The following is a 25095-nucleotide window of genomic DNA, read 5'->3' on the forward strand; positions in this document are numbered from 1 at the left end:
GCGGTTCCGGGTCGAGCGCACGAGAGACAAAAACCATGAAAAGAATGCTTATCAACACCACGCAGCCCGAAGAGCTGCGTGTCGCCATGGTCGATGGCCAGAAGCTCTACGACCTTGATATAGAAGTCCCTGCCCGCGGCCAGAAGAAATCCAACGTCTACAAGGGTAAGATCACACGCATCGAGCCCAGCCTCGAGGCCGCCTTCGTCGATTACGGCGGCAACCGCCACGGTTTCCTGCCGCTCAAGGAGGTGGCGCGCAACTATTTCAGCGAGTCAGCGCGTCAGTCCGGCGGACGGCTCAGCATCAAGGATGCCCTGCACGAAGGCCAGGAACTGGTGGTCCAGGTCGAGAAGGAGGAGCGCGGCAACAAGGGCGCCGCGTTGACGACCTTCATCAGCCTCGCCGGCCGCTACATGGTGCTGATGCCGAACAATCCCCGCGCCGGTGGCGTCTCGCGGCGCATTCAGGGCGATGACCGCGACGAGGTGCGCGAGGCCATGAGCGCCATGAACATTCCGGAAGGCATGGGCGTGATCGTGCGTACGGCCGGCATTGGTCGCAGCAGCGAGGAACTGCAGTGGGACCTCGACTACCTCACCCACCTCTGGAGCGTCATAGAAACGGCGGCGAATGAGCGACCGGCCCCCTTCCTGGTGTACCAGGAGAGCAACGTCATCATCCGCGCGTTACGTGATTACCTACGCAACGACGTTACCGAGATCATCATCGACAGCAAGGAGGTCTTCGAGACCGCCCGGGAATTCATGGAGCGGGTGATGCCGCACAACCTCGGCAAGCTCAAACTGTACCAGGAAACCATCCCGCTGTTCAGCCGCTTCCAGATCGAGTCCCAGATCGAATCCGCCTTCCGCCGTGAAGTGCGCCTGCCCTCGGGCGGCGCCGTGGTCATCGATCATACCGAGGCACTGGTCGCCATCGACGTCAACTCCGCCCGCGCGACCAAGGGCGGCGACATCGAGGAAACCGCCCTCAATACCAATCTGGAGGCCGCCGACGAGATCGCCCGCCAGCTGCGCATCCGCGACCTCGGCGGGCTGGTGGTGATCGATTTCATCGACATGCAGCCGGCACGCAACTTGCGCGAAGTCGAGAACCGCCTGCGCGAAGCGCTCAAGCTGGACCGTGCCCGGGTGCAGATCGGCCGCATCTCGCGCTTCGGCCTGCTCGAAATGTCACGCCAGCGGCTGCGGCCATCCCTCGGCGAATCGAGCCAGATCGTGTGCCCGCGCTGCACCGGTCAGGGCACCATCCGCGGGGTGGAATCACTGTCGCTGTCGGTGCTGCGCGTGATCGAGGAAGAGGTAATGAAGGAGAACACGGCACGCGTGATCGCCCACGTGCCGGTCGATGTCGGCACCTTTCTCCTCAATGAAAAACGCGATCTGCTGGCCATGCTGGAGGCGCGCCACAAGATCACCATCATGCTCATCCCGACACCGGCGCTGGAAACGCCGAATTTCGACGTGCAGCGGATCCGCACCGACGAGGCAGGCCCGGTACGCCAGCAGGCCAGCTACGACCTGACCCTCACGCGGGAGGATGTCGAGGGCCAACCGGGACATGCAGATGCGCGTGCGGATGCAGAAATACCCGCAGTCCGCGCGGTCTCGCCACTGACCCCCGCGCCCCTGCCGGCTGCGGCCCCCTCCAATCTGGCTCCGGTCGAAGCGACCAAGCCGGGCCTGCTCAAGCGCGTTTTCGGCAGCCTGTTCGGCAGCGGGATGGATGCGGAGCAGTCCGCGCAACCCGTATCGATCGACGTGGAACGTCGCGAGCGTCCCGCGCGCGAAGCCGGTGGGTCCCGGCGTGGCACGAACCGCAAACAGGAGGACCGCCAGGGCGGCGGCCGCCAGCCACGCCAGGGCAAGACGGCGCAATCGCGCCAGGGCGATACCCGGAAAGCCGCGCCATCCGGCGCCAAACCGGATTCCCAGACCGACGAAGCGCAGCCTCAGACCCAGGACGAGGGGCAGTCACAACAGCGACGCAGCTCCCGCCGCGGCCGGCGCGGCGGCCGCCGGCGGAGTGGACGCAACGGTGGCCCGGAGGGTGCAACCGGCACGACCGAGAAGCGGACCGAACAGGAGGACAGCCGGAGCGGTGCCGAGAAGGAAACGACAGGCGGTCGCGGCACGGGCAGCGAACAGCGTACACCGCCACCCGCACGTACCGGCGCGGACAAGTCCGCACCTGATACAGCTCGCGGCGAACCTGTGGCAGCCGCTCCCGTCGCTGCACCGGCGGCATCCGGGCACACGCACAAACCCGCCGAGGCACCTGCGGCACAGGCGGCAGCCACCCCGACGCGCAGCGACTCCAGCGCATCGGGCCCCACGGACGCAGGTCAGCCCAAGGAAAAAATAGCGGCGGAGTAACCGTCCCGCCCGTTCAGATCCCGTGCTGCTCGCGGATCTTCGCGAGCAGCCCGCGGGAAGCCGCCTCGATCAGATCGAGCACCCGCTCGAATCCCGTGGTACCGCCGTAATAGGGATCCGGCACCTCACGTACGCCCAGCTCGGGTGCAAAATCCAAGAACAGGTGCAGCTTGGCACGCTGTTCCGGCAGGCAAAGGCTGGCGAGGTCTTCGTAATTGCTCTCGTCCATCGCCAGTACGTAATCGAACTCCTCGAAATCCGCCGCATCGACCCGGCGAGCCTTCTGGTCGCTCAGGTCGACCCCGCGACGCTGTGCTGCGGCGCTGGCCCTGCTATCCGGGGGCTCGCCGATATGATAAGCATGCGTCCCGGCCGAATCGATGCGGATTCTGTCCGCTAGGCTGGTTTCCGCGACATGCCGGGCGAACACACCCTGCGCCGTCGGCGAGCGGCAGATGTTGCCCATGCAGACGAACAGGACCTTAATCGTTTCCATGGGAAGTACTATACAGAAGTCGGTTTGTGGCTACAGGCGTGCAACAGACCGCTCAGCCGTGCGCCAGCCTCAGGTAGGGCCATTCCCGACTGGCGTGATCCTCCATGATCCGGACCACCGCGGCGTGCCCGTGCAGTTGCGCAAGTTGCAGTGCCGTCTGCCCGGAACTGTTCCTGACATCGGTATTGGCGCGATATTTCAGCAGTGTCGAGACGGCGTCGGCATGGGCCGACTGGGCGGCCAGGTGCAGTGCTGTTTCATGCCGCGCTGTCATCGCATCTACAGCGGCACCATAGCGGATCAGCGCGTCGCAGATCGCGGCATGACCCTGCAGCGCAGCGATCTGCAGCGGCGTATAGCCACTGGCAGGATCGGCCGCATTGAAATCGGCCCCCTGCTCCAACAGCTGCAGCGTCAGCCCGGCATCACCGCGCATGGCGGCCTGATGCAGCGACTGCTCGGGGGCGGCGGAATCAGTCACCTTCCCCACCCGCGCCGGTTTGATCCGATGTACCTCGGCCGGCTTCGCGCGGGCCGGTTCATGCTCTGCCCGCAGCGCCGGCGCCGTCACGGTTTGTTCCTGCAGCAGCCGTGCACCGACGAACATCACGTAGGGCAGGATCGTAGCCGCTAACATCAGTGGCTCATGCAGGTGCCGGAAAAAATGCGGGTAGGCAGCCATGAACGAGACGGCATCCATTCCGGGCAGGGCCACGATACCCCGCCCTGCCAGCCACCAGAACAGCACCGGCAACATCATAAAGCTTGCAAATAACCATAAGACAAGGTATTTCAACTCTTTTCCAATACGTTTCATGGACATTCCAGAGTAAATTAAAAGTTCCTGATTTGCTGATTATAAAGTGATCACGGTGACACAACCACTCTCTCCGAGGCGACGGAGACACGTTTGATCGCGCGGGATGGCGCTTGGTTCCGCTGGTGTCGGCGCGGCGCTGTACACCCGGTTTACGACACCGGTTGTCGCACGGATTATGATGACCGCACCACGAGCGAGCACGGCTGCAGCAACTGCCGGACACAATCATGACAATAAAGAAACAGCATTTATGGATAGACCGTGAGTACGACCGGATCTCGACCGAGATACCCTGTCGGATAGGACCGGTGGGCGGCGCCAGGAAATCCGCCGTCATCGTCAACCTTTCTGCAGGTGGTCTCAAATTCACCTGCAGCCGCGAAGTCTTCGATCTGCTGTTGCCGGAAGACCAGCGTATCCCGGGCCAGATCGGCAACGTGGATATCGAGATACAGTTTCAACTGCACAGCACCGGGAGCAGGAAGCCGCTCAACATCCGGACGCTTGCCCGGATTATCTACACGGAGCGGCTTGCCCAGGACAGTTACACCGCAGGTATCAAGTTCCTCAGTCTGGGGGAAACCGATGTCCGGGCACTTGCAACCAGCATTCGCGAGCGCAATATCCGCCCCGGCTGGTTGTAGCCGGGTATACACCTCAACCGGCATCCGCGATCAGCCCCTCGACTAGCAACAAATCGGCTTCGGTGTCGACACCAGGTCCGGGCATGCGGGCGGCCAGGCTGACATGGATCTTCATGCCATGCCAGAGCACGCGCAACTGCTCGAGCTTCTCCACCGTTTCGCAGGGCGCGGGTTCGAGGTCGCAATACCGGCCGAGGAAACCGACGCGGTAGGCATACAGACCGATGTGACGCAGCCCGGCATGGCCGTCAGCCCCCGGCGCGTCGCGCACGTACGGTATCGGTGCGCGACTGAAATACAGGGCAAATCCCGCCCGGTCGAGCACGACCTTCACCACATTCGGGTCGCGTTGCGTGACGGACGAATTGAATGGATGGGCGAGCGTGGCCATGGCCGCCTCCGGCGTGGCTGCCAGATCATCCGCCACCTGCCGGATCAGCTGCGGTTCGATCAGCGGCTCGTCACCCTGCACATTCACCACGATACTGTCTGGCGGCCAGCCGCGCCGGGCGACCACCTCCGCCAGGCGTTCGGTACCTGAGCCATGCGCAGCAGCGGTCATGCAAACGTCCGCACCGAAGCCCGCTGCGGTGCCGGCGATGCGCTCGTCATCGGTGGCAATCACGACCTCGCGAGCACCGCACTGCCCCGCCCGTTCGAAGACATGCTGTAGCATGGGACGGCCGGCGATCGGCAGCAACGGCTTCCCCGGGAGCCGCGTAGAGGCATAGCGCGCGGGAATGACCACCCTGAAATCGGAGGCGGACATGGCTCCGCTCAGACGTCTTCGTCGGCAGCAAGCCGGCGGGCCTCATCGACCAGCATCACCGGGATGTCATTGCGAACCGGGTAAGCCAAACGGTCGACCTTGCACACCAGTTCCTGCGCTTCCTTGTGATACACGAGCGCTCCCTTGCATACCGGGCATGCGAGAATTTCCAGCAATTTTTTATCCATGACAGACTCCTGGAGCAAATTCTCCGGCCACGCCCGGCACCCCCGGACGACAGCCGCGTGCCGCCAGCAGGGCATCCAGTCGCGCCTGGAAATCCCGCGACAGCTCGGCCCGTACCGGCACGTACCACTCATTGCCGCTGGCAAAGCGCCGGCACTTGACCGCATCCTTCGCCGTCATCAGCACCGGCGCATCGTCGTCGAAGCGCAGGTCGATGGCCCGAAAGCGGTGATGATCCGGAAACGGATGTTCCTCCACCCGCCGGATCACCTGGCGCAGGGACTGGAAGAACCGCTCCGGATGACCGATGCCTGCCACCGCATGCACCTTGCCATCACGGAACTCGGCCAGCGTACGTGTCACGCTATCGTCGCGCAGGTTGCGCGCCTCTCCCGACTTCAACTTCATCGGGTGCTCACCCGCACCGCCGATACCATTGACGACCAGCAAATCAGCCTCGCGCAGGCGACTGACCGGTTCGCGCAGCGGTCCGGCCGGCAACATGAAACCCACACCGAACCGGCGCACGCCATCGATCACGATTATCTCGATATCGCGTCCGAGCGCATAATGCTGCAAACCATCGTCGCTGATGACGAGATCGCAGTCATTGTACTTCAGCAGCGCCTCGGCCGCGGCTACCCGGCGCGGCCCGACCGCCATCGGACAACCGGTCAGACCGGCCAACAGCACGGCCTCGTCGCCGACGACGGCAGGATCGCTGTCCGGCCGCACCTGCTGCGGCCAGGACGCGGCCCTGCCGCCGTAGCCACGCGCCACGATACCGGGCTTGAAACCCCGCTCACGCAGGTATGCGGCCAACCAGGCGACCAGCGGCGTCTTGCCGGTACCGCCAACGGTGATATTGCCGACGACGATAACCGGGGCGGCAACGCGGCGGGTCCGCAACAAGCCCTTGCGGTAGGCGGCGCGCCGGAGCCGGACCGCAATCCGGAACAGCAGTGACAGCGGGGTCAGCAGGGCCAGCCATGGACTGCGGGCATACCAGTAATGCGCCAGACGCTTCATCCCGGGTAGCGCGAAATCCGCGTTATTCTTCCTCGATCTTCGACGTCGCCAGGGATATGTGTGTCAGACCCAGCTGGCTGGTCGCGTCCAGCACCCGGATCACGGCCTGGTGTGGCGTGTTGGCATCGGCGCGTATCGTCACCGGGATGGCGGCGCGCTTGCCGAGGGCCTTGCCGATCGCCGCTTTCAAAGTCTTCAGCTCGGAATTGATCACCTGTTGGTCGCCGATGAAATACCGGCCCTGGGCGTCAATCACGATTTCGAGCTTTTCCTCATCCTGTGGCGTGGCCTCGGCTGTGGCCTCGGGCAGCTCGATCTGGATGCGCGACTGCTGTTCGAAGGTGGTCGAAACCATGAAAAAGATCAACAGCAGGAACACCACGTCGATCAGCGGCGTCAGATTGATATCCGGTTCGTCGCTATCACCCGGTTGCAGGTTCATGGCAGCCTTCTCCTAGTCGTCGCGCCGCTTGCGGGTGCCGTGCATGATTTCGACCATCAGCATGGCTTCCTTCTCCATGCGCAGCACCAGCATGCGCACGCGTCCGCGGAAATAGCGGTAGAACATCAGTGCCGGGATGGCGACCGACATGCCGGCTGCCGTGGTGATCAGCGCCTTCGATATGCCATCGGCGAGCGCACCGGGATCGCCCACGCCCTGCGTGGTGATGGTCGCGAACACCTCGATCATGCCGAACACCGTCCCGAGCAGCCCGAGCAGCGGCGTGATGGCGGCGATCGTTCCGAGCGAGTTGAGGAAACGCTCGAGTTCATGGACGACATGCCGCCCGGTATCCTCGATGCTCTCCTTCATGTATTCCCGGCTCTTGTGGCGGTTGATGATACCGGCTGCGAGTATGGCACCCAGCGGCGAGCTCGCCTGCAGTTCCTTCAGATGCTGATCGTCAAGCTGGTTGATCTTCTCCCAGCGCCAGACCTGGGCGACCAGGTGCTTGGGCAGGACCCGCCGCACCTGCAGTGACCAGAGGCGTTCGGCAATGATCGCCACGGCGATCACCGAACACGCGATGATGGGCAGCATCAGCCAGCCACCCGCCTTTACCAGTTCCAGCACGCTATCACCGTCCTTTGTCCAGTTGAGGAATCACCAGCCGCTGCAGATCATACTGTATTTACTGCTGCAGCCAAACAATGCTATTCACGCCAGCTCCAGACATGCCGGGACCGCTCGCGCCAGCTGGACACCTCCGCGCCGGGTCTCGCCGCTTCCAGCCGGATACTGATGGCGCCGGCGCGACCGGTCTCCAGCATGGCTGCGCCGGCAGCGCGATAACGTTCGACCACATCGTGTTTCGGAAATCCGTAACGGTTGCGCCAGGCCGCAGGCACGATCACGAGTTCAGGCGCCACGGCCGCCACGAAGCCCGGCGACGAGGATGTGGCGCTGCCGTGGTGCGGCGCAACCAGTATGTTCGCCCGCAGTCCGTTCCGATGGCGCGCCAGCAACTGCGTCTCCGCGGCATGTTCTATATCACCCGGCAGCAGCAGACTGCCGCCGGCAGCGCTCCGCACGCGCAGCACGCAGGAGGCATTATTACCGACGTGGGCATCATCCACGCCCGGGTGCAGCAGCGCGAATTCGACTCCGTCCCATTGCCATACCACACCCTGACGACAGGCGCGTGCGCCGGTACCCGGCAGGCGCTCTGGCACGCTGGTGTGGATGGTCCGTACCGGATAGGCAGCCAGCAGCGAATCGGTACCGCCGATGTGGTCATTGTCACCATGACTCACCACCAGCGTATCGAGCCGGGTGATCCCCTGGCTGCGCAGGAACGGGACCACCACAGCCCCCCCGGTATCGAATGCCGGGCCGTAGCGCGGCCCCGTGTCATAGACCAGGGCGTGGTTGGCAGTCCGGACCACGGCAGCCAGCCCCTGCCCGACATCCAGCAGGGTGATCCACGCCGCGCCCATCGGTGGCGCAGACGGCCGCACCAGCAACAGCGGTAGCAGCAACACACCACCCAGCCAGCGGCCTGGCAGCCCGCGCGGCATGCACAGCAGTGCGACTCCGAATAGTGCCGGGGCGAGCGTCCAGAGCGCGGGCTGGTGCCGGGTCCAGACCGCCGCATCCAGGCGTGCCAGCGCCTGCAGCGCCGGCCAGGCCAGCTCCAGCAACAGCGCCGCCACCCCCAGCAGCCAGGTACCCAGGGCTGCATGCACGGCAAAGACCGCGGCAGCGAATAGCGCCAGGGGCACGACCAGCAACCCGACGAACGGTACGGCAAACAGGTTCGCCAGCGGCGCGACCAGAGAGGCCTGCTGGAACTGCAGCAGCAGGACCGGTGCCATGCACAGCGCCAGTGCCAGATGCGTCAGCAGACGCTGTCGGATGCGTTCGGTCATATTGCCGCAGCGTCCCGCTGCGAGCCAGGCGATGCTGCTCACGGCCAGAAACGACAGCCACCAGCCGGCCGCGAGTATCGACAGCGGGTCGAACAGTAACGTACCGAGCAGCGCCAGGCTGATCAGCCGCCCGGGTTCGGTCTGCCGGCCTGTGAGCAGCGCCAGCATAACGACACCGATCATGATCAGCGCTCGCCGCGCCGGGATACCGAATCCTGCCAGTTGGGCGTACAGCAAGGCGGCGCCGAGGGCAGCCCCGGCTGCCAGGTACGGGGCCGGCAGGCGGACGGCACCAACGCCGAGACGCGACCAGCCCCGGCGCGCCAGCCAGAACGCCAGGCCGGCAACCAGGCTGATGTGCAACCCGGAGATTGCCAGCAGATGACTCGTCCCGGTGGCATTGAGCACCTGCCACTGCGTGCTGCCGATGGCACTGCGTTCGCCAACGGTGAGCGCGCGGATGAATGCCGCACCGGTGGCATCTCCCAAATGCGAAAAGGTCTGGATCAGCCGAACCCGGAAGGAGTCCAGCGCGGACAGGTGACCGACCGACAGGCGCGTGTTGCGCGGATCGTTGCGCACGTAGCCCGTCGCCCGGATGCGTTGCTGGAACAGCCAGCGCTCGTAGTCGAACCCACCGGGATTGGCCATCCCGTAAGCCCGCTTGAGACGTACCGCGAGTCGCCAGCGCTCTCCGGCTGCTGGCGCGCCGTCCTCACCGTACCAGCCCAGCCGTACCGTCGCATCGAACTCCTGCCAGATGGCGCCGGATTGCAGCCGCGTTATCCGGAACCGGAACCGCGAATAGCGCCCGCTGTAGCGTTCGGGTGACCCACTGACCGTGCCCTCAACCAGCACCGTCCTGCCTTCGATAGCGGGATCCAGGACCGGCTGCAGCGCCAGCGCCGCATGCATCACCGCCCACGCGAAGCCCAACGGCATGGCCGCCATGGCCCTGAACCGAGGACAGATCAGCAGAACCAGGGCGAGCGGCAGTGCGCTGAGCGCGGCCGCGACTGGCAATTCTGCGAACGCGCATAGCGCGCAAACACCAGCCGTGAAGTAAATTGCGATATGGAACATAGTCTTCCATGATATTTACGGATTCCGGATTAACCGGCGCGCGCATCAGGAAGACTGTTTGCAGTACGCGCGCTAGCGCAGTCGGCCATCCTCCAGATGCACGACCCGATCCATGCGCTCCGCAATCGCGTTGTCATGCGTCGCCACCAGCAAGCTGGTACCGAGCTCACGGTTGAGTTCCAGCATCAGCGCGTAGACCTGGTCTGCGTTACGGCGATCCAGATTACCGGTCGGTTCGTCCGCCAGCACGCAGCGCGGGTGAGTCACCAACGCACGCGCCACCGCGGCACGCTGACGTTCGCCGCCCGAAAGCTCACCCGGCTTGTGACCCAACCGGGCGGAGAGTCCCACTCGCTCCAGCATGGCAGCGGCCTGCCTGCCTGACTCCGCGGGTGCCAGCCCGCGCACCAGCAATGGCATGGCCACATTCTCCAGCGCGGTGAATTCCGGTAACAAGTGATGAAACTGATACACAAAACCCAGCATGCGGTTACGCAACCTGCCCAGCCTGGCCGCATTGAGCCCGGCCAGCACCTGGCCGGCCAGGATGACGCGCCCCGTCGTCGGCTGGTCCAGCCCGCCCAGCAGATGCAACAGCGTACTCTTGCCGCTGCCCGACGCGCCCGTGATCGCAATGCGCTCGCCGCCCGCGACCGTGAAATCGATCTCGCGCAGGATCGTGAGGGCCTGGCTGCCTTCGCGGAATGTCTTGCCCAGCTGCTCGCAGCGCAACACCTCACTCATAGCGTAGCGCCTCGGCCGGGTGGGTGCGCGCCGCACGCCATGCCGGATACAGCGTCGCCAGCAGGCTCAGCAGCAAGGCCACTGAAGCCATTACCCAGACGTCGCCCCAGTGCAGTTCGGACGGAACCTCGCTGATGTAGTAAACGTCCGCGGCCAGGAACTGCACTTTGAACAACCGCTCGATCGCCGGCACGATCGTCTCGATATTCAGTGCGAGCCCCACACCACCCGCCACTCCCAAGGCGGTACCCAGCACGCCGATCACCACACCCTGGATGATGAAAATCGTCATGACCGAGCCCGGTGTCACGCCGAGCGTCCGAAGAATGGCGATGTCGGCACGCTTGTCGGTAACTACCATAATCAGCGTGGACACGATATTGAATGCGGCGACCGCGACAATGAGTGTCAGAATAATGAACATGACGCGCTTCTCGGTCTTCACCGCGCGGAAGAAATTGGCATGCTTGCGGGTCCAGTCCTCGAGCCGGTAGTCGCCTGGCAGCTGCGCTGCGAGCTGGCGTACCACCGCGGGGGCATCGAACACGTCGTCGAGCTTGAGGCGCAGACCGCTGACCGCGTTATCGAGACGGAACAGTTTCGCCGCATCTTCCAGGTGCACCAGCGCCACGCCGCGGTCGTATTCGTACATGCCGACCTCGAACGTGGCCACCACGGTGAAACGCCGCAGGCGCGGCAGTATCCCGGTCGGCGCGATGGTGATCTGGGGCGATACCACGGTGACCGAATCGCCGACTCCGACGCCCAGCGCGGCGGCCAGTTCACTGCCGAGGATGATGCCATAGCCTCCGGCGACGAGCTGCGTGATAGTGCCACCCCGGATATGGTCCACGACATCGGACACCCCGCCTTCCAGTGACGGGTCGATACCACGCAGGATGGCGCCACTGACCAGTTGGCCGTTGCTGAGCATGGATTCGCCGCTGACGTAGGGCGCCGTGGCGAGCACGTGCGGCTGGTCCCCGACCGTCGACGCGAGTGCGCGCCAGTCCTCGAGCCGGCCATCATAGCGGGTGATGGTGGCGTGGGCTGCCATGCCGAGTATGCGCGCACGCAACTCGGTTTCGAAGCCGTTCATGACCGACAAGACCGTGATCAGCGCCGTCACGCCCAGCGCGATACCGAGCATGGAGGTCAGAGTAATGAAGGATATGAAGTGGGTGCGCCGTTTCGTCCGCGTGTAACGCAGGCCGATGAACAGCTCGAGTGGACGGAACATGGATTGGGCGGTTTCCCTTCCGGGGCGATCAGGAGGTGGGATTATTACATACCCGCTGTCGATGTTTCACTTGCAGCAATCCTGACTCAGGACGCGTTGACGGGACATCGCTCGCCAGTTTCAGGAGATCTTGCGGACACCCGGCCGTGAGCCCAGCGCGCCGGATCCGCTGGCCTGCGGCTACCACTGCAGCATGCTGCCGCGCCCACCTGCCCGTGCACCCGGCGAGTCCACTGCGCCGATCCAGGGCTGACCGGCCCTAACCAGAAACGGCGCCGGCCGGAACGGCCGTTGCCGGTTGCCGGGCGGCTCAATTCAGGCGTGTACCGCGGGTCGGCACGGCAGGCAACATGCAGTCTTGCTGCAGCATGCGGAAGCGCAGCGATTCCGCCAGCCGGCGCGACACCCAGGCCTCCCCCGCGTACAGCGCCGGAATGGCCTTGCGCAGCATGGAACGCATCCCGGCACGCGGTATGACCCCAGAAAAGCCAAGAGAAACCGCGTCCAGCACATTGTTTTCCATGTACTTATCAGCGATCAGGAGGAACTTGAGTCGGGGTTGGGAGCTGCGGATCTCGCTCAATTCGATCACCCCCCGCGCCGTCAGCGCCGCCTCTTCCACCACCATGATATCGCTGCCGGCGATTGCGTCGCGGACACCGGCCGCGTGCAGCGTCTCGGCGCAGGCGATGATCTCGAATTCGGGACAGCTGTCGAGGATATCAGCACTGCCCGGGTACTCCGCCGCCGCCGCGATGACCGTTATTTTGATTTTTTTCATAAGATGTTGTTTTTATAGTTTTAACGAGTCTAGGTTCGAGGTGCCGACGGCGCAATTGGACGTAGGTACCAAGCGGATCGCACGCCGTTGACGGCAAGGTCGGTGGCCGTTGCCCGCTCCGCAGGCCAGGAATCCTGAAAGTCGGCAGCACCCGTGCCGATAGGCATGCGTATGCCACCAGTATACGCAATGACAGCCCGATGACGGCGCACCCCGCACAAGCGAACTTGGCATTGTTACGGCTATGCCGTGCCGTGTTCGCCTCCATGCTGCTTTGGAGCGGCGTGATCTCCGGCTCGATGGCTGCGGAATTCGCCCTGTCGGCGGAATCGATGGCGAAGATCAAGCACGACTACGGCGACCCGGCGGTCGAGCGCGTCCTGCAGTGGCAACGTATGATACAGACCGCCGGCACACTGGATGATCAGGAAAAACTCAGGCTCACGAACGACTTCTTCAACCGTCTCAGCTTCGTCAGCGATATCGAACATTGGGGCAAGGAAGACTACTGGGCCACCCCCGTGCAGTTGCTCGCCTCTGCCGGGGGCGACTGCGAAGACTTCTCGATCGCAAAGTATTTCACGCTGCGGCAGATGGGCATACCGGCAGATCGGATGCGGCTCACCTACGTCAAGGCGCTCGAGCTGAATCAGGCCCACATGGTCCTCACCTACTACAGCAAGCCCGGCGTGGACCCGCTGGTACTCGACAATCTGATCAACGACATCCGTACGTCCTCGAGCAGGACCGACCTGCTTCCGGTATACAGTTTCAACGGTAACGGGCTGTGGCTGGTGAAGGCGCGGGGGATGGATCAGCACGTCGGCAATCCGGACAGGTTGAGCCGCTGGCAGGAGGTCATAGCCCGGATCAGCGACGAACACCTTGCTCTGCCCTATTGAATGGCCACACACTAGCCCCCTGGCGGCTACTGCGGCGTGACGGACGCTGGAATGAGATGAGCCTCTACAAACAACTCTCATCAGGCATACTGCTGGTGCTGCTGGCCGCCTTTCTCGGGACGGTTGTCATCAGCACGCAAAACCTGCGCAGCTTCATGCAGGACCAGCTCGAGTCCCACGCGCGCGACACCGCCACCTCGCTCGGCCTGTCGCTCTCGCCGCACATGTCACCGCCGGATATCCCGGTCATAACCGCCATGATCGGGGCAGTATTCGATCGTGGCGAGTACCGCAGGATCGTGCTTACCGGCACTGACGGAGCAACCGTGCTGGAAAAAAGCGTCCCGCCCGATAACGGCTCGGCCCCCGCATGGTTCGTCCGGGCGTTCCCCCTGGAAGTGCCCGGCAAAGAGGCCTTGGTCATGTCCGGCTGGAACCAGGCCGGCGTGATCTCCGTCACCAGCAACACGGGGCGGGCCTACGACCGCCTGTGGTCCACTACGCTGGACAACCTGGCCATGTATCTCGCACTCGCCGTGCTCAGCCTGGGTCTGGCGACCGCGGCCGTCAGGGTCCTGTTGCGCCCACTCGCACGGGTCAAGACACAAGCCGACGCCATCCGCAACAATTCGTACATGATCCAGCGGCACCTGCCGCGCACGCCCGAACTGCGCAGCGTCGTGCAGGCAATGAACCTGCTGTCCGAGAAGGTGGGCAAGATCTTCAGCGAGCAGTCCGCGCTGACGGAGCGGCTGCGGGAACAGGCCTACCGCGACCCGGTGACGGGACTCGGCAACCGGCGGTACTTCGATCGCCAGCTTGCCGCCCTGCTGGACGCCAGGGATGAAATCACGCAGGGCACGCTGCTGGTACTGGAACTGCGTGACTTAGCACGCGTGAATGAACGCACCGGCTATACCGCTGGTGACATGCTGCTGCAGCGGACGGGCGAACTGATCCAGGCGCAGCTCGCCTATCTCGAGAACAGCTTTGTAGCACGCATATCCGGCGCCGCTTTCGGTATAGTCGCCAGCGGCCTGCCGCCCGGCAGCGCCGATGCCCTGGCCGCCACACTCTGTCGCGACCTGTTACAGTTACGTGCCGATGGCCTTGCCACGTCCAATGACATCGGCCATATCGGCATAGCGATGTGGCGTCATGGGAAGAACCCTCAGGACGTGCTGTCCGAGGCAGATATGGCACTGCGCGCTGCCCAGGCCAGCGGTCAGAACACCTGGCAACGCTACCAGCCGGTCGCCGCCAACCAGCCTGACGTGCACACCATGGAGAGCTGGCGCCGGCGACTGCGAGGCGTCATCGACCGTGGCACCATTGTCCTGTACCTGCAACCGGTTTGCGAAGCTGCGGGACGGTCCGGCACGCTGCTGCACCGGGAGGTCTATGCACGCATAGACGACCACAGTGCCCACGGCGTCAATGCCGGCATTTTCATGCCACTGGCGGAGCGCTTTGGTCTGGCGAGCCAGCTCGACAAGCTGACCATCACTCGCCTGCTCGAACACCTGGCACGGGATGCCGAGGGCACGGCTCCGTTTGCGATCAACCTGTCCTCGACTTCATTGCACGACACGGTGTTCATTCAATGGCTGTGCAGCACGCTCGCGCAGATACCCGAACAGGCGCCGCGTGTCCTGATCGAGTTTCCCGAACATGCGGCACTCGCGAACACGCGCAACGCACAAAGCCTGGTTGAGCGCCTGAAAGCGCTGGGATGCGGGTGCGGTATCGACCATTTTGGCAGGGGTTTCGCCTCCTTCGGCTATCTCCGCAGCATGCCGGTCAGTTACGTGAAGATCGACAGCAGCTACATTCGCGACATCAACAGCAACAGCGACAACCAGTTCTTTGTCCAGGCGCTCACCGATACCTTGCACAGTCTCGATATCAGGGTCATCGCGCAGTCGGTAGAATCGCCCGCCGAGCGGGAAACCCTGGCAGGGCTCAATATCGACGGCCTGCAGGGACATCTTACCGGCAGGCCCGAGCCGGTGCGCTCGGCAGAGAGCAAGAGCCAGCGCAGCTGAGCCGGGTCTACGGGTCAAGGCAGGGCTGCAGCCGGAACGGGCCCGATACCGACAGGACGGCTACAGGGCAGATCGCAAGATCCACCGCCGCCGCCCCACAGGTCTGATCATGCCCGGCGGGCGCAGTCAACTTCACCCTAAACCCGTCCCCACCCGTGCCGATACCCTAACAGGTGGCAGCGGCAGGACTTTCCGCCCGCGCCACGGGGGGGCAGACAGCTGCTGCGTGAGTGGCAGGTAAGACACCGAGCGGACCGGCGGGCGCACAACGACCCGCCGTAGCGACCGCCGTACCGGCCCCGGGAACCAGAGTGAGACATCGGCAGACGGCAGGCTGACTCAATGACGGCGAAAACTTCAGCGGACAGCAATTACATTCTGATAGTCAGCCGTGACGGTGACGTCACGGAACGCTATTCGGCTGTACTGCAAAAGAACCATGCCGTCCAGCTTTCGAATACGCTCCCGGCGATGCACGCATGTATCGCCGGCAGCAAGCCGGTCCTGATCTTCGTCGATCCGCTGGTCTGCCGGCAAAACACCACACCCGAGCTGACCGGTCTGCTGAAAAAACTGGCCGGCAACCATGTGGTCGTAATCGAGAACGCAACCGACCGTATGGTCGACCAGCGCAGCCTGTTCAAGGCCGGTGCCCGGGGATTCTGTAGGGATGACATCACGCCCGCCCTGCTCGTCCGTGCCGTGGCGCAACTGCTCGACGGGGAATACTGGATACCCAGGAAACTGATATCCCGCATGATCAGCGAACTGGCAAATGAAGGTTCGATGACGGCAGCGGATAACACTGCCAACAACACCTTGATCAGCTCACTGACGCCACGCGAGTTGCAGGTTGCACGCATGGTTCACCTGGGCGGCAACAACAAGATGATTGCGCGTGAACTCGACATTTCCGAACGCACGGTCAAGGCGCATCTCAGCGCCATCTTCCGCAAGCTGGACATCGAAAACCGGCTCAATCTCGCACTGTTCTTCAACGAGATCAGCTGACGCCTGTCAGCGCAGCTGGCCAGACAGCGCAGCCATCCAGATTCGGCTGCTGTTCGGACCCTCGCCAGGTCGCCAATCCAAGCTGCCGAGACACCGAGGAACCCGGCACGATTATCGGCCTTGGTCTGCATGGACGAAAATCCGTCCCGCTAAGCACAACTGTAGCCGCAGCATCGCGGATTCTTTATTTTCCCGCAACTCGGCCTTACGATAAGGCATGCCTGATCACTCGATCATTTTTTCGATCTTCCTCATCTTCACGGGGGCTGCAGTACTGGCCGCCGTCGCCCTGTTCGCGAGGCAGTCATTGCTGGTTGCCTATATCCTGCTGGGTGTTATTGCCGGCCCCTGGGGCCTGCGCCTGGTAACCGACGCCTCGGTGATACAGCAGATCGGACATATCGGCATCATCTTCCTGCTGTTCCTGCTGGGTCTGAATCTGCAGCCATCCCAGCTGGTGCGCATGTTCAGGGAAGCCCTGCTCGTTACCGTGGCCAGCTCGCTCGCCTTCTGCGTGATCGGCTTCCTCCTTGGCAGGGCATTCGGGTTCAGCACCTTCGAGAGCCTGATCATAGGTGCCGTCACCATGTTCTCCAGTACCATCATCGGGCTGAAGCTGCTGCCCACCACAGCCCTGCATCATCGTCACATGGGACAGGTCATGGTCAGTATCCTGTTGTTGCAGGACATTCTGGCAATCCTGATCCTGGTATTCCTGGAAGGCTATTCGCAGGCATCCATCCAGTGGCAGCGGATCGGCAGTCTGGCGCTCGTGATACCCCTGCTGATAGCCGCTGCCTTCATCATCGAGCGCCACGTTCTGCAACCGCTCATGCGCAGGTTCGACACCATCCAGGAATACGTCTTCCTGACCGCGATCGGCTGGTGCCTGGGGATAGCCCAGCTCGCGGAAGCAGCCGGACTTTCATACGAGACTGGGGCGTTCATAGCCGGTGTCGCGCTCGCCGCCAATCCGCTCTCGCTGTTCATTGCCGAGAGCTTCCGCCCGTTACGCGACTTTTTCCTGATCATGTTCTTCTTTTCGCTCGGTGCCAGCTTCAACCTCACCATCCTGGCTGATATCTTCGTTCCCGCGCTGGCCATCGCCACCGTGGTGCTTGCCATCAAACCCCTGGTGTTCGCGCAGCTGCTGCGCTACTCCGGGGAGCAGCGCAAACTTGCGCTGGAGGCCGGTTTCCGGCTCGGCCAGGTCAGCGAATTCTCGCTCATGATCGCGGTCCTGGCCCTGAACGCGGATGCCATTGGCAGCCGTGCGTCCTATCTCATCCAGACCACTACGCTGCTCACGTTCGTCGCTTCGTCCTATCTGATTATGCTGAACTACCCGACCCCGATCGCCGTCAACGCCAGGCTGCGCCGCGACTGAATCTGGCGGCTGCTGACCCGGCATCTTACCGCTGGCGTGCCTGCGTCCCCGGACGCGGCCATCGCCGCCACAGGCATGGACGAATTGCCGCAATGATCGTATAGTTCACCTCAATCCGGGCCCAGCTGGTCGCCCGGGCACAACCTATCGGATCGGCTGCCAGTATGCGTAGATCAGCAAGCGAAACCGTGGAACGCAGACGTCAAGCTCGCACTCCTGTCAATATCAATGCCCTGGTCATCGGCGAAAAGACGGTGCCGAAGGGCTGCCGCGTCATGAACGTCAGCCAGAACGGCATGCAGCTGCAGTGTCATGCCGACGGGCGTCTGCTGACGTTCAAGGAAGGTGACAGTGTCGACGTTCACCTTACCATCCAGCACGAGGGCAAACAGAAGAAACTGACTATCCCGTCCTGGGTACGCCACGTGGCCGCGAACACGATCGACGTAGAGTTCCACAAGCCCGATCCGCCGCTGGTTGATCTGATCGAAACCTACCGTGCCAGCGAACAGCACAAGCTAGAGGCGGCACTGGGCCGGTTGGATCGGCGGGTCGCGGGCAACAAGACCGGCACCGGAGTCGCCGGTGTTGAGCAATCACCTGCAGCCAAGCAGGTACCGAAACAGAACAGCCGCCCTTTTTACGCCGTGGTACTGGCGACGCTGTTTGCCGTTTGCGTAATCACCGGTGGCTACGTCTACACGGCCAGTATCGACAGTCGCATCACCACCCTGGAGACGATCAGCGAGCGCCAGGCCAATGAACTCTCCGAATTGCAGAACCGTGTCTTCAGCGCCAGCCTGCAGGAAGGCAGATACGCCTCGCTCAACGCCCGCATGACGGCGATCGTCGATGCAATCCTGGGTTTGGAGGAACGACTGGGTCCCGGCCGCACCGGCACCATCACCACGCCACTGCATGAACGCCTGCAGAAAGCTGGCAATCCGTTCGCGGATCAGGCCACGGTCAAGTCCGCCACGCCGGCCGGCAAACCCGCACCGGATGTCCAGACAGCGGCAATCGGCTCTACCCAGACTCCCGCCGCCCAATCGGCACCGGCCACCGGCAGTGGTGCTGTAGCGACGCCGGAACCGGCAGCTCGCCCCGTAACGGCGCAGCCGGGTTCCCAAGCCACACGCAGCGACCGGCCAGTGCAGCCCAAGGCGCAGGCAGAGGTGCCGGCTGTCAAGGCCGACGCGGTCCCACCGACCGCCGCGGCGAAGACCAGTACGGACAACAACACCCCGGCGCCCGTGGAAAAGTCAGCACCGTCGCCTGACGCGCCATGGGTCATCAATCTCATCTCATCCACCGACAAGGCATACGTGGAGCGATTCAGCAAGGAAAGTGGCGCCGCGGCCCGGTTCAATACCGAGCTGAACAGCGCCAGTGTAAACGGCAGGCAGTACTGGCGCCTGCAGATCACCGGCTTTGCCAGCGCCGCCGAGGCAAAGTCACAGGCGGGCGCCGTCAAGACGGCACTCGGCCTCAAGGATGTCTGGATATTCAGGCAGAAGTAGTGCCGCCGGCGCCTGCCTATACAGGCTGCAGCAGCTGCGCGCCATCACGGGTTTGCGCGCCAATCACCTGCGCGCAGGCTAGCTGCGGCGGCTGGCCTGCAGTCGCTGTGCAGCAAACCGAGTAATGCGCACGGCGCACGTGCCTAAGCACCTGCGGCGGTGACCGCAGCACCTACGCAAGACTGGACATCGTCGGCACCAGTGCAATCGAGACCGCGACAGCCACGGAAAACACCATCAACGCGAGCCTGAAACGACAGGGAAGGCGCTTGGTGCAATGCCTGGTTTTCTCAAAAAGGGACATGATCATACCCGCCTGCAAACTGGTAAAAGTGTGTCTTAAGCCGCGCGCCAGGACGACTTGTCGCGCGTGCCGGCAACCCTGTCCGGCGCAGGAAACTTCGCAGATCGAAGTCGCAGCCGCCAGCGTAATGGCGTCCCCAAGGGGATTCGAACCCCTGTTACAGCCGTGAAAGGGCCGTGTCCTAGGCCGACTAGACGATGGGGACAAAAAAACTCAACCCGCACGCACGGGTTAGAAATTGGTGGAGCCAGGCGGGATCGAACCGCCGACCTCTTGCATGCCATGCAAGCGCTCTCCCAGCTGAGCTATGGCCCCGAGACGAAGCGCGCAATTTACGTTAGACGTCCTGCCCTGTCAAGGGATTACGCGCAGAAATACGTCGTGCGCCCGGCATAACCGGCTGAAACCGTGGCAATTCCGAGTTAGCGCTCCCGCTGGGCCTCCTCGATCTTCGCCCAGGAGTCACGCAGGGTCACGGTACGGTTGAATATGAGCGCCTGTGCGGACGAATGCAGCGCATCGACACAGAAGTAGCCTTCCCGCTCGAACTGGAAACGTTCACCCGGGACGGCATTTTCCAGCGCCCCCTCGACGACGCATCCGGTCAGCGTCCGCAGGGAATCAGGATTCAACGCCGCCCGGTAGTCGCCCTCCGCATCAGGAACGGGATGACTGAACAAACGATCGTACAGGCGAACTTCCGCTGTCACGCCGAACCTCGCAGATACCCAGTGGATCACGCCCTTGACCTTGCGTCCTTCCGGGTTGGCGCCCAGGGTAGCGGCATCGTGGCTGCAGTGAAGCTCGATGATTTCCCCGTGTGCATCACGGATGATCTCGTTGCAGCGGATGACATAGGCATTGCGCAACCGTACCTCGCCACCGGGTATCAGCCGCTTGAATCCCTTTGGCGGATTTTCCTCGAAGTCGCTCCTGTCGATATAGAGTTCGCCGGTAAACACCAGCACCCGGGTTCCCATGGATGCATTCTGCGGATGATTGGCGACCTCGAAATGCTCGACCCGGTCCGGCGGATAATCGGTGATGACGACTTTCAGCGGGCGCAGCACGGCCATCCGGCGCGGTGCGCTGTTATTGAGATCCTCGCGAATGCAGTTTTCCAGCACCCCCATTTCGACGGTGTTTTCCGATTTGCTAACACCGATGCGTGCGCAGAAATCGCGGATAGCGTCCGGGGTATAGCCACGCCGGCGCAATCCGGCAATGGTCGGCATGCGCGGATCATCCCAGCCTTCCACGTAGCCCTCGCTCACGAGTTCGGTAAGCTTGCGCTTGCTCATGACCGTGTATTCGAGATTCAGTCTGGAGAACTCTATCTGCTGGGGATGACACGGTGCCGGGATATTGTCGAGCGTCCAGTCGTACAAGGGACGGTGATCGGCAAATTCCAGCGTACAGATCGAATGGGTGATCCCCTCGAGCGCATCCGATATCGGATGGGTGTAATCGTACATGGGGTAGATGCACCATTCGGCCCCGGTCTGGTGATGAATGACGCCGTGACGGATCCGGTACAGGGTCGGATCCCGCATATTGATATTCGGTGATGCCATGTCGATCCTGGCACGCAGGACGCGCTCACCATCCTGGAACTCGCCGGCACGCATACGCGCAAACAGGTCCAGGTTCTCTTCCACGCTGCGGTTTCGGTATGGGCTTTCCCTGCCGGCCTCGGTCAGGGTTCCGCGGTATTCACGGATCTGCTCTGCGCTGAGATCGCAGACGTAGGCCTTGCCAGCCTTAATCAGGTCTACCGCGAATTCATGGAGTTGTTCGAAATAATCCGACGCAAAATACAGACCGTCCCAGCCGAACCCGAGCCAGCGCACATCCGTCTTGATAGCCTCGATATACTCGATATTCTCCTTATGGGGATTGGTATCGTCAAAGCGCAGGTTGCAGGAACCACCATAGTCCTGCGCTATGCCGAAATTGAGACAGATTGACTTGGCATGACCGATATGCAGATAGCCGTTCGGCTCTGGCGGGAAACGGGTTGCAACACGCCCGGCATGCTTGCCGCTCGCGATATCCGTATCGATGATCTGGCGTATGAAATTGACGCCGGTCGGGGCATCCGGGTTTGTCATCCTTCAATCCTCGTCGCGTCGCTGCGAGATGTAATTCAACGCCCTGTCGATCCTGCGCAAGCAGGCTTCGCGCCCGACCAGGTGCAGGGTCACGTCGATACCCGGCGAGGCAGCCCGCCCCACCACCGCAACACGCAGCGGCTGGGCGACCTTGCCGAGCTTCAGGTCCAGCTGCGCCGCAACATCCTTGACGACCTGATGTAGCGCATCGGGTTCCCATGGTGCCAGTGCAGCCAGGGCTTCGCGCAGCTTGGCAAGCGGTACAGCGGACGCGGCAGTCAGGAACTTCCGCGCTGCATCGTCCTCGTAGGCTTCGAAATCGCGGTAGAAGAACTCGCTGATTTCCGCCATCTCCACCAGCGTCTTGGCTCGTTCGCGCTGCACTTCGGCCACGGCCACAAGATCCGGACCACAGGCCGGGTCAATCCCCCGCTGCCCCATGTGCGGACTCAACACACGTGCGATCCGGGCGGGCTCGGAACCCTTGATGTAGCACTGGTTGAGCCACAGCAGCTTTTCGGTATTGAACGCCGAGGCGGCCTTGTTAACCGCATTGATATCGAACAGCTCGATCATCTCCTCGATCGTGAAAATCTCCCGATCGCCATGCGACCAGCCCAGCCGCACCAGATAATTGAGCAGGGCCTCGGGCAGGATTCCCTGGTTGCGATATTCCATCACGCTTACCGCCCCGTGACGCTTGGACAGCCGCGCCCCGTCATCGCCCAGGATCATGGGCACGTGCGCGTAGACCGGCTGCTGCGCACCGAGCGCCCGGAGTATGTTGATCTGCCGCGGGGTATTGTTCAGATGATCATCGCCGCGTATGACATGGGTAATCTCCATGTCCATATCGTCCACCACCACGGTCAGGTTATAGGTTGGCGAACCATCGGTACGGCGTATGATGAGATCATCGAGCTCGCTGTTATCGAATACCACCCTGCCGCGCACCTGATCATCCACCACCACGCCGCCCTCCGCCGGATTGCGGAATCGCACGACATGCGGCTGATCCGGCGCAACCGACTTGCTGCGGCAATGGCCGTCGTAACGGGGCTTGAACTTGCGCTGCATCTGTGACTCGCGCAGGGCCTCGAGACGCTCCCGGGAACAGTCACAGCGATATGCCAGCCCCCTGTTCAGGAGGTCATCGATAATCTCGTTGTAGCGCTCGAACCGGTGCGTCTGGTAGAAGGGACCTTCGTCGTAGTCCAGCCCGAGCCAGGTCATACCCTCGAGTATGGCGTTGATCGAATCCTCCGTAGAACGCTCGAGGTCGGTGTCCTCGATGCGCAGAACGAATCTGCCGCCATGCCTGCGGGCATACAACCAGGAGAACAGTGCAGTACGCGCACCGCCGACATGCAAATAGCCGGTCGGACTAGGGGCAAACCGTGTTTTTACGCTCATACTTCAACCACATGCGGAATCCGAGGCGGGATTATACCGTGCGGTCGAACATAATACAGCGTCACGCACGGTTCACGCCGCCGCCTTGCCGACTTACTCCCTGGCGGTGGCAAGATCAGCGCCGTAGGCGGGAATATAGGCGGTAGCCAGTTCGTGCAGTTTCTCCAGCGTGACGGGCTTTGCCAGGAAGGCCTGCACACCCAGTTGCTCGCAACTCTGCTCAACATCCGCAGTTGCATCGCCGGTGATCATGACGATGGGTATTCTCCTGGATTCCGGCGTGGCTGCGTAATACCGCTTTATGATGTCGATGCCGGACATCCCCGGCATCTGCATGTCCACGATCAGCAGGTCATACCCCGAATGTCCGAGCTTTGCGAGTGCGATCTCACCTGTTTCTGCGAAATCGATACTGACACCAAGATATCCGAACATGGTTGAATACACGTAGCGATTGATGTCACTGTCTTCGGCAATGAGAATGCTGGCGCCCTCAGGTGCACCTGAACCGAATTCCTGCAACCTGCGTCTGTTCTCGGTCATGGCAGCATATCGCGCCTGCTGCTGCGCGGTCGGCAGCTGGAGTGGCAGCGTAAACCAGAACCGGCTACCGGATCCGTACCGGCTATCCATACCGATCCGTCCACCCATCAGTTCTACCAGGTTCTTCGCTATCGCCGTACCGAGCCCGGTTCCGCCATGCTGCCGCTGCGCCGTGTCATCGGCCTGGCGAAATCTGTCGAATATGTGCGCGTGAAACTCCTGCTTGATCCCGATGCCGGTATCAATGACCTCGAAACGAAGGCTGTCCCCGGCATCGGGCGAACACTCAAGCCTGGCGAGGACATCGATGCCTCCCGTTTCGGTGAACTTGACAGCATTGCCGATCAGGTTAACCAGTACCTGCCGCAGCCGCTGCCTGTCACAGACAATGCGCGCCGGCACCTGCGGATCGATCACGGTTGAATAGTGCAGACCCTTGCCTTCGGTTTGCAGCGAAAACATGCCTTCGATCGACCCGAGCAAACCGCGCAGATCGGTCAGCACCGGCTTCAGGCGAACGTGGCCGGATTCGATCCTGGAGAAATCCAGCACCCCCTCGATCAGGTCCATCAGGCTATCCGATGCTTCCTTGATACGCACGGCCATCTGGCGATGCTGCACGATGTCATCAACCCTGTTCATCATGCTGCTGAAACCCACGATGGCATTCAGTGGCGTTCTGATCTCATGACTGATATTTGCAATAAATCTGGATTTTTCCCTGCTAGCTGTCTCTGCTAATTGCTTTGCATCTTGAAGACGCTTCAGCATGACAGCAACGTAAACAGGAATAACTGAAAGCAACATCATCCCTGTAATAGCCAATAAAAATTCATTTTCCCAAAACTGAGTGGTTAAACAAACAATGGTAAATCCTGTTAATGACATGCCAGCGCATAGGATTAATTCACGATAACCATATCTGAAACCATTACCCACAGATAACCATAGATATAAAACGAAATATGGGATTCCATACTCTTCAAAGGCATGCATAACGATACTTGTTACTATGACATCAAAAGCCATGTATACGGTATGACGCCATTTTCTCCCATCAGGCCATACAAGTACTTGAATTATACTGGCGCATGAAACCACCAAATATATATATCCGAGCAAGACGACTTTATTCAGCTGACCTTGCTCAAAGATATCTAACGAGTTAATTGTCAAACCATAGGAAACAGCACACCCCACCAGCAGCAAGCGCATAAACGCCTGCTCAAGCTCAAGATTTCTTCCCCTTCCAAGAAAAAACAGGCGCTTACTCTTCATCACACCCCCATCCCGCCGCC

General features: G+C 62.1%; 21 protein-coding genes and 2 tRNA genes. 7 read left to right on the top strand and 16 right to left on the bottom strand.

Annotated elements, in window-relative coordinates:
• Nucleotides 1–35: 35 nt before the first annotated feature.
• Nucleotides 36–2399 (top strand): ribonuclease E, encoded by a 2364-nt coding sequence (gene rne / locus R3F42_01790; GenBank protein MEZ5540757.1) that lies wholly within the window; start codon nucleotides 36–38, stop codon nucleotides 2397–2399.
• A gap of 13 nt (nucleotides 2400–2412) precedes the next feature.
• Here the strand turns inward: rne and R3F42_01795 are convergent, their stop codons facing one another.
• Both R3F42_01795 and R3F42_01800 read right to left on the bottom strand, forming a co-directional pair.
• Nucleotides 2413–2895, bottom strand: coding sequence for a low molecular weight protein-tyrosine-phosphatase (locus R3F42_01795; GenBank protein ID MEZ5540758.1), 483 nt, complete (start codon nucleotides 2893–2895; stop codon nucleotides 2413–2415).
• Nucleotides 2896–2947: 52 nt separating this feature from the next.
• Nucleotides 2948–3655 carry an ankyrin repeat domain-containing protein gene (locus R3F42_01800; GenBank protein MEZ5540759.1) on the bottom strand — a complete coding sequence of 236 codons (708 nt, stop codon included), beginning with the start codon at nucleotides 3653–3655 and terminating at the stop codon, nucleotides 2948–2950.
• Nucleotides 3656–3942: 287 nt separating this feature from the next.
• On the opposite strand from R3F42_01800, the gene R3F42_01805 reads away from it, so the two are divergent.
• Nucleotides 3943–4359: a PilZ domain-containing protein gene (locus R3F42_01805; protein ID MEZ5540760.1), complete on the top strand. Its 417-nt coding sequence runs from the start codon at nucleotides 3943–3945 to the stop codon at nucleotides 4357–4359.
• A 13-nt stretch (nucleotides 4360–4372) separates the two neighbouring features.
• Here R3F42_01805 and kdsB read toward each other — a convergent pair whose 3' ends face one another.
• The 9 genes from kdsB to R3F42_01850 form a co-directional block, all read right to left on the bottom strand.
• On the bottom strand, nucleotides 4373–5128 hold the full coding sequence (gene kdsB, locus R3F42_01810) for a 3-deoxy-manno-octulosonate cytidylyltransferase (protein ID MEZ5540761.1): 756 nt from the start codon (nucleotides 5126–5128) through the stop codon (nucleotides 4373–4375).
• Between the two features lie 8 nt (nucleotides 5129–5136).
• Entirely contained in the window at nucleotides 5137–5316 is a 180-nt protein-coding gene (locus tag R3F42_01815; GenBank protein MEZ5540762.1) for a Trm112 family protein, read from the bottom strand.
• Nucleotides 5309–6343, bottom strand: a complete 1035-nt coding sequence (gene lpxK, locus R3F42_01820; GenBank protein MEZ5540763.1) for a tetraacyldisaccharide 4'-kinase — start codon at nucleotides 6341–6343, stop codon at nucleotides 5309–5311. Before lpxK ends, R3F42_01815 begins: the two co-directional genes overlap by 8 nt.
• Before the next feature lie 22 nt (nucleotides 6344–6365).
• Nucleotides 6366–6785, bottom strand: coding sequence for a biopolymer transporter ExbD (locus tag R3F42_01825; GenBank protein ID MEZ5540764.1), 420 nt, complete (start codon nucleotides 6783–6785; stop codon nucleotides 6366–6368).
• Nucleotides 6786–6797: 12 nt separating this feature from the next.
• Nucleotides 6798–7418 (bottom strand): MotA/TolQ/ExbB proton channel family protein, encoded by a 621-nt coding sequence (locus R3F42_01830; GenBank protein MEZ5540765.1) that lies wholly within the window; start codon nucleotides 7416–7418, stop codon nucleotides 6798–6800.
• Nucleotides 7419–7498: 80 nt separating this feature from the next.
• The gene (locus R3F42_01835; GenBank protein ID MEZ5540766.1) at nucleotides 7499–9796 is read right to left on the bottom strand and encodes a DNA internalization-related competence protein ComEC/Rec2; all 2298 of its coding nucleotides are present in this window, start codon (nucleotides 9794–9796) and stop codon (nucleotides 7499–7501) included.
• 72 nt (nucleotides 9797–9868) lie between these two features.
• Entirely contained in the window at nucleotides 9869–10540 is a 672-nt protein-coding gene (lolD, locus tag R3F42_01840) for a lipoprotein-releasing ABC transporter ATP-binding protein LolD (GenBank protein ID MEZ5540767.1), read from the bottom strand.
• Entirely contained in the window at nucleotides 10533–11780 is a 1248-nt protein-coding gene (locus R3F42_01845) for a lipoprotein-releasing ABC transporter permease subunit (protein MEZ5540768.1), read from the bottom strand. The genes lolD and R3F42_01845 overlap by 8 nt, the downstream gene beginning before the upstream one ends.
• Before the next feature lie 310 nt (nucleotides 11781–12090).
• Nucleotides 12091–12561, bottom strand: coding sequence for a hypothetical protein (locus R3F42_01850; protein ID MEZ5540769.1), 471 nt, complete (start codon nucleotides 12559–12561; stop codon nucleotides 12091–12093).
• Nucleotides 12562–12761: 200 nt separating this feature from the next.
• On the opposite strand from R3F42_01850, the gene R3F42_01855 reads away from it, so the two are divergent.
• From R3F42_01855 to R3F42_01875, 5 genes are all read left to right on the top strand, one after another.
• Nucleotides 12762–13463, top strand: a complete 702-nt coding sequence (locus R3F42_01855; GenBank protein ID MEZ5540770.1) for a transglutaminase-like cysteine peptidase — start codon at nucleotides 12762–12764, stop codon at nucleotides 13461–13463.
• Between the two features lie 56 nt (nucleotides 13464–13519).
• Nucleotides 13520–15508 carry an EAL domain-containing protein gene (locus tag R3F42_01860; GenBank protein MEZ5540771.1) on the top strand — a complete coding sequence of 663 codons (1989 nt, stop codon included), beginning with the start codon at nucleotides 13520–13522 and terminating at the stop codon, nucleotides 15506–15508.
• Between the two features lie 342 nt (nucleotides 15509–15850).
• Nucleotides 15851–16519, top strand: a complete 669-nt coding sequence (locus R3F42_01865) for a response regulator transcription factor (protein MEZ5540772.1) — start codon at nucleotides 15851–15853, stop codon at nucleotides 16517–16519.
• Nucleotides 16520–16736: 217 nt separating this feature from the next.
• Complete coding sequence (locus R3F42_01870) at nucleotides 16737–17906, top strand: cation:proton antiporter (GenBank protein ID MEZ5540773.1); 1170 nt, start codon at nucleotides 16737–16739, stop codon at nucleotides 17904–17906.
• A gap of 188 nt (nucleotides 17907–18094) precedes the next feature.
• Entirely contained in the window at nucleotides 18095–19426 is a 1332-nt protein-coding gene (locus tag R3F42_01875; GenBank protein ID MEZ5540774.1) for a PilZ domain-containing protein, read from the top strand.
• Between the two features lie 432 nt (nucleotides 19427–19858).
• On the opposite strand, the gene R3F42_01880 is transcribed toward R3F42_01875, so the two are convergent.
• The 5 genes from R3F42_01880 to R3F42_01900 form a co-directional block, all read right to left on the bottom strand.
• Nucleotides 19859–19935, bottom strand: a tRNA-Glu gene (locus R3F42_01880).
• Nucleotides 19936–19969: 34 nt separating this feature from the next.
• Nucleotides 19970–20045, bottom strand: a tRNA-Ala gene (locus R3F42_01885).
• Nucleotides 20046–20152: 107 nt separating this feature from the next.
• Nucleotides 20153–21841, bottom strand: a complete 1689-nt coding sequence (locus R3F42_01890) for a glutamine--tRNA ligase/YqeY domain fusion protein (protein ID MEZ5540775.1) — start codon at nucleotides 21839–21841, stop codon at nucleotides 20153–20155.
• Nucleotides 21842–21844: 3 nt separating this feature from the next.
• On the bottom strand, nucleotides 21845–23254 hold the full coding sequence (gltX, locus tag R3F42_01895; protein MEZ5540776.1) for a glutamate--tRNA ligase: 1410 nt from the start codon (nucleotides 23252–23254) through the stop codon (nucleotides 21845–21847).
• Between the two features lie 93 nt (nucleotides 23255–23347).
• A complete protein-coding gene (locus R3F42_01900) occupies nucleotides 23348–25075 on the bottom strand; it encodes an ATP-binding protein (protein MEZ5540777.1) in 1728 nt (575 codons plus the stop codon).
• Nucleotides 25076–25095: the final 20 nt, after the last annotated feature.

It is taken from the genome of Pseudomonadota bacterium (genome assembly GCA_041395565.1).
Classification (GTDB): domain Bacteria; phylum Pseudomonadota; class Gammaproteobacteria; order UBA9214; family UBA9214; genus UBA9214.

Coding starts and splice junctions, on each gene's coding strand:
- rne (MEZ5540757.1), top strand. CDS start 36: ATGAAAAGAATGCTTATCAACACCACGCAGCCCGAAGAGCTGCGTGTC.
- R3F42_01795 (MEZ5540758.1), bottom strand. CDS start 2,895: ATGGAAACGATTAAGGTCCTGTTCGTCTGCATGGGCAACATCTGCCGC.
- R3F42_01800 (MEZ5540759.1), bottom strand. CDS start 3,655: ATGATGTTGCCGGTGCTGTTCTGGTGGCTGGCAGGGCGGGGTATCGTG.
- R3F42_01805 (MEZ5540760.1), top strand. CDS start 3,943: ATGACAATAAAGAAACAGCATTTATGGATAGACCGTGAGTACGACCGG.
- kdsB (MEZ5540761.1), bottom strand. CDS start 5,128: ATGTCCGCCTCCGATTTCAGGGTGGTCATTCCCGCGCGCTATGCCTCT.
- R3F42_01815 (MEZ5540762.1), bottom strand. CDS start 5,316: ATGGATAAAAAATTGCTGGAAATTCTCGCATGCCCGGTATGCAAGGGA.
- lpxK (MEZ5540763.1), bottom strand. CDS start 6,343: ATGAAGCGTCTGGCGCATTACTGGTATGCCCGCAGTCCATGGCTGGCC.
- R3F42_01825 (MEZ5540764.1), bottom strand. CDS start 6,785: ATGAACCTGCAACCGGGTGATAGCGACGAACCGGATATCAATCTGACG.
- R3F42_01835 (MEZ5540766.1), bottom strand. CDS start 9,796: ATGTTCCATATCGCAATTTACTTCACGGCTGGTGTTTGCGCGCTATGC.
- lolD (MEZ5540767.1), bottom strand. CDS start 10,540: ATGAGTGAGGTGTTGCGCTGCGAGCAGCTGGGCAAGACATTCCGCGAA.
- R3F42_01845 (MEZ5540768.1), bottom strand. CDS start 11,780: ATGTTCCGTCCACTCGAGCTGTTCATCGGCCTGCGTTACACGCGGACG.
- R3F42_01850 (MEZ5540769.1), bottom strand. CDS start 12,561: ATGAAAAAAATCAAAATAACGGTCATCGCGGCGGCGGCGGAGTACCCG.
- R3F42_01855 (MEZ5540770.1), top strand. CDS start 12,762: ATGACGGCGCACCCCGCACAAGCGAACTTGGCATTGTTACGGCTATGC.
- R3F42_01860 (MEZ5540771.1), top strand. CDS start 13,520: ATGAGCCTCTACAAACAACTCTCATCAGGCATACTGCTGGTGCTGCTG.
- R3F42_01865 (MEZ5540772.1), top strand. CDS start 15,851: ATGACGGCGAAAACTTCAGCGGACAGCAATTACATTCTGATAGTCAGC.
- R3F42_01870 (MEZ5540773.1), top strand. CDS start 16,737: ATGCCTGATCACTCGATCATTTTTTCGATCTTCCTCATCTTCACGGGG.
- R3F42_01890 (MEZ5540775.1), bottom strand. CDS start 21,841: ATGACAAACCCGGATGCCCCGACCGGCGTCAATTTCATACGCCAGATC.
- gltX (MEZ5540776.1), bottom strand. CDS start 23,254: ATGAGCGTAAAAACACGGTTTGCCCCTAGTCCGACCGGCTATTTGCAT.
- R3F42_01900 (MEZ5540777.1), bottom strand. CDS start 25,075: ATGAAGAGTAAGCGCCTGTTTTTTCTTGGAAGGGGAAGAAATCTTGAG.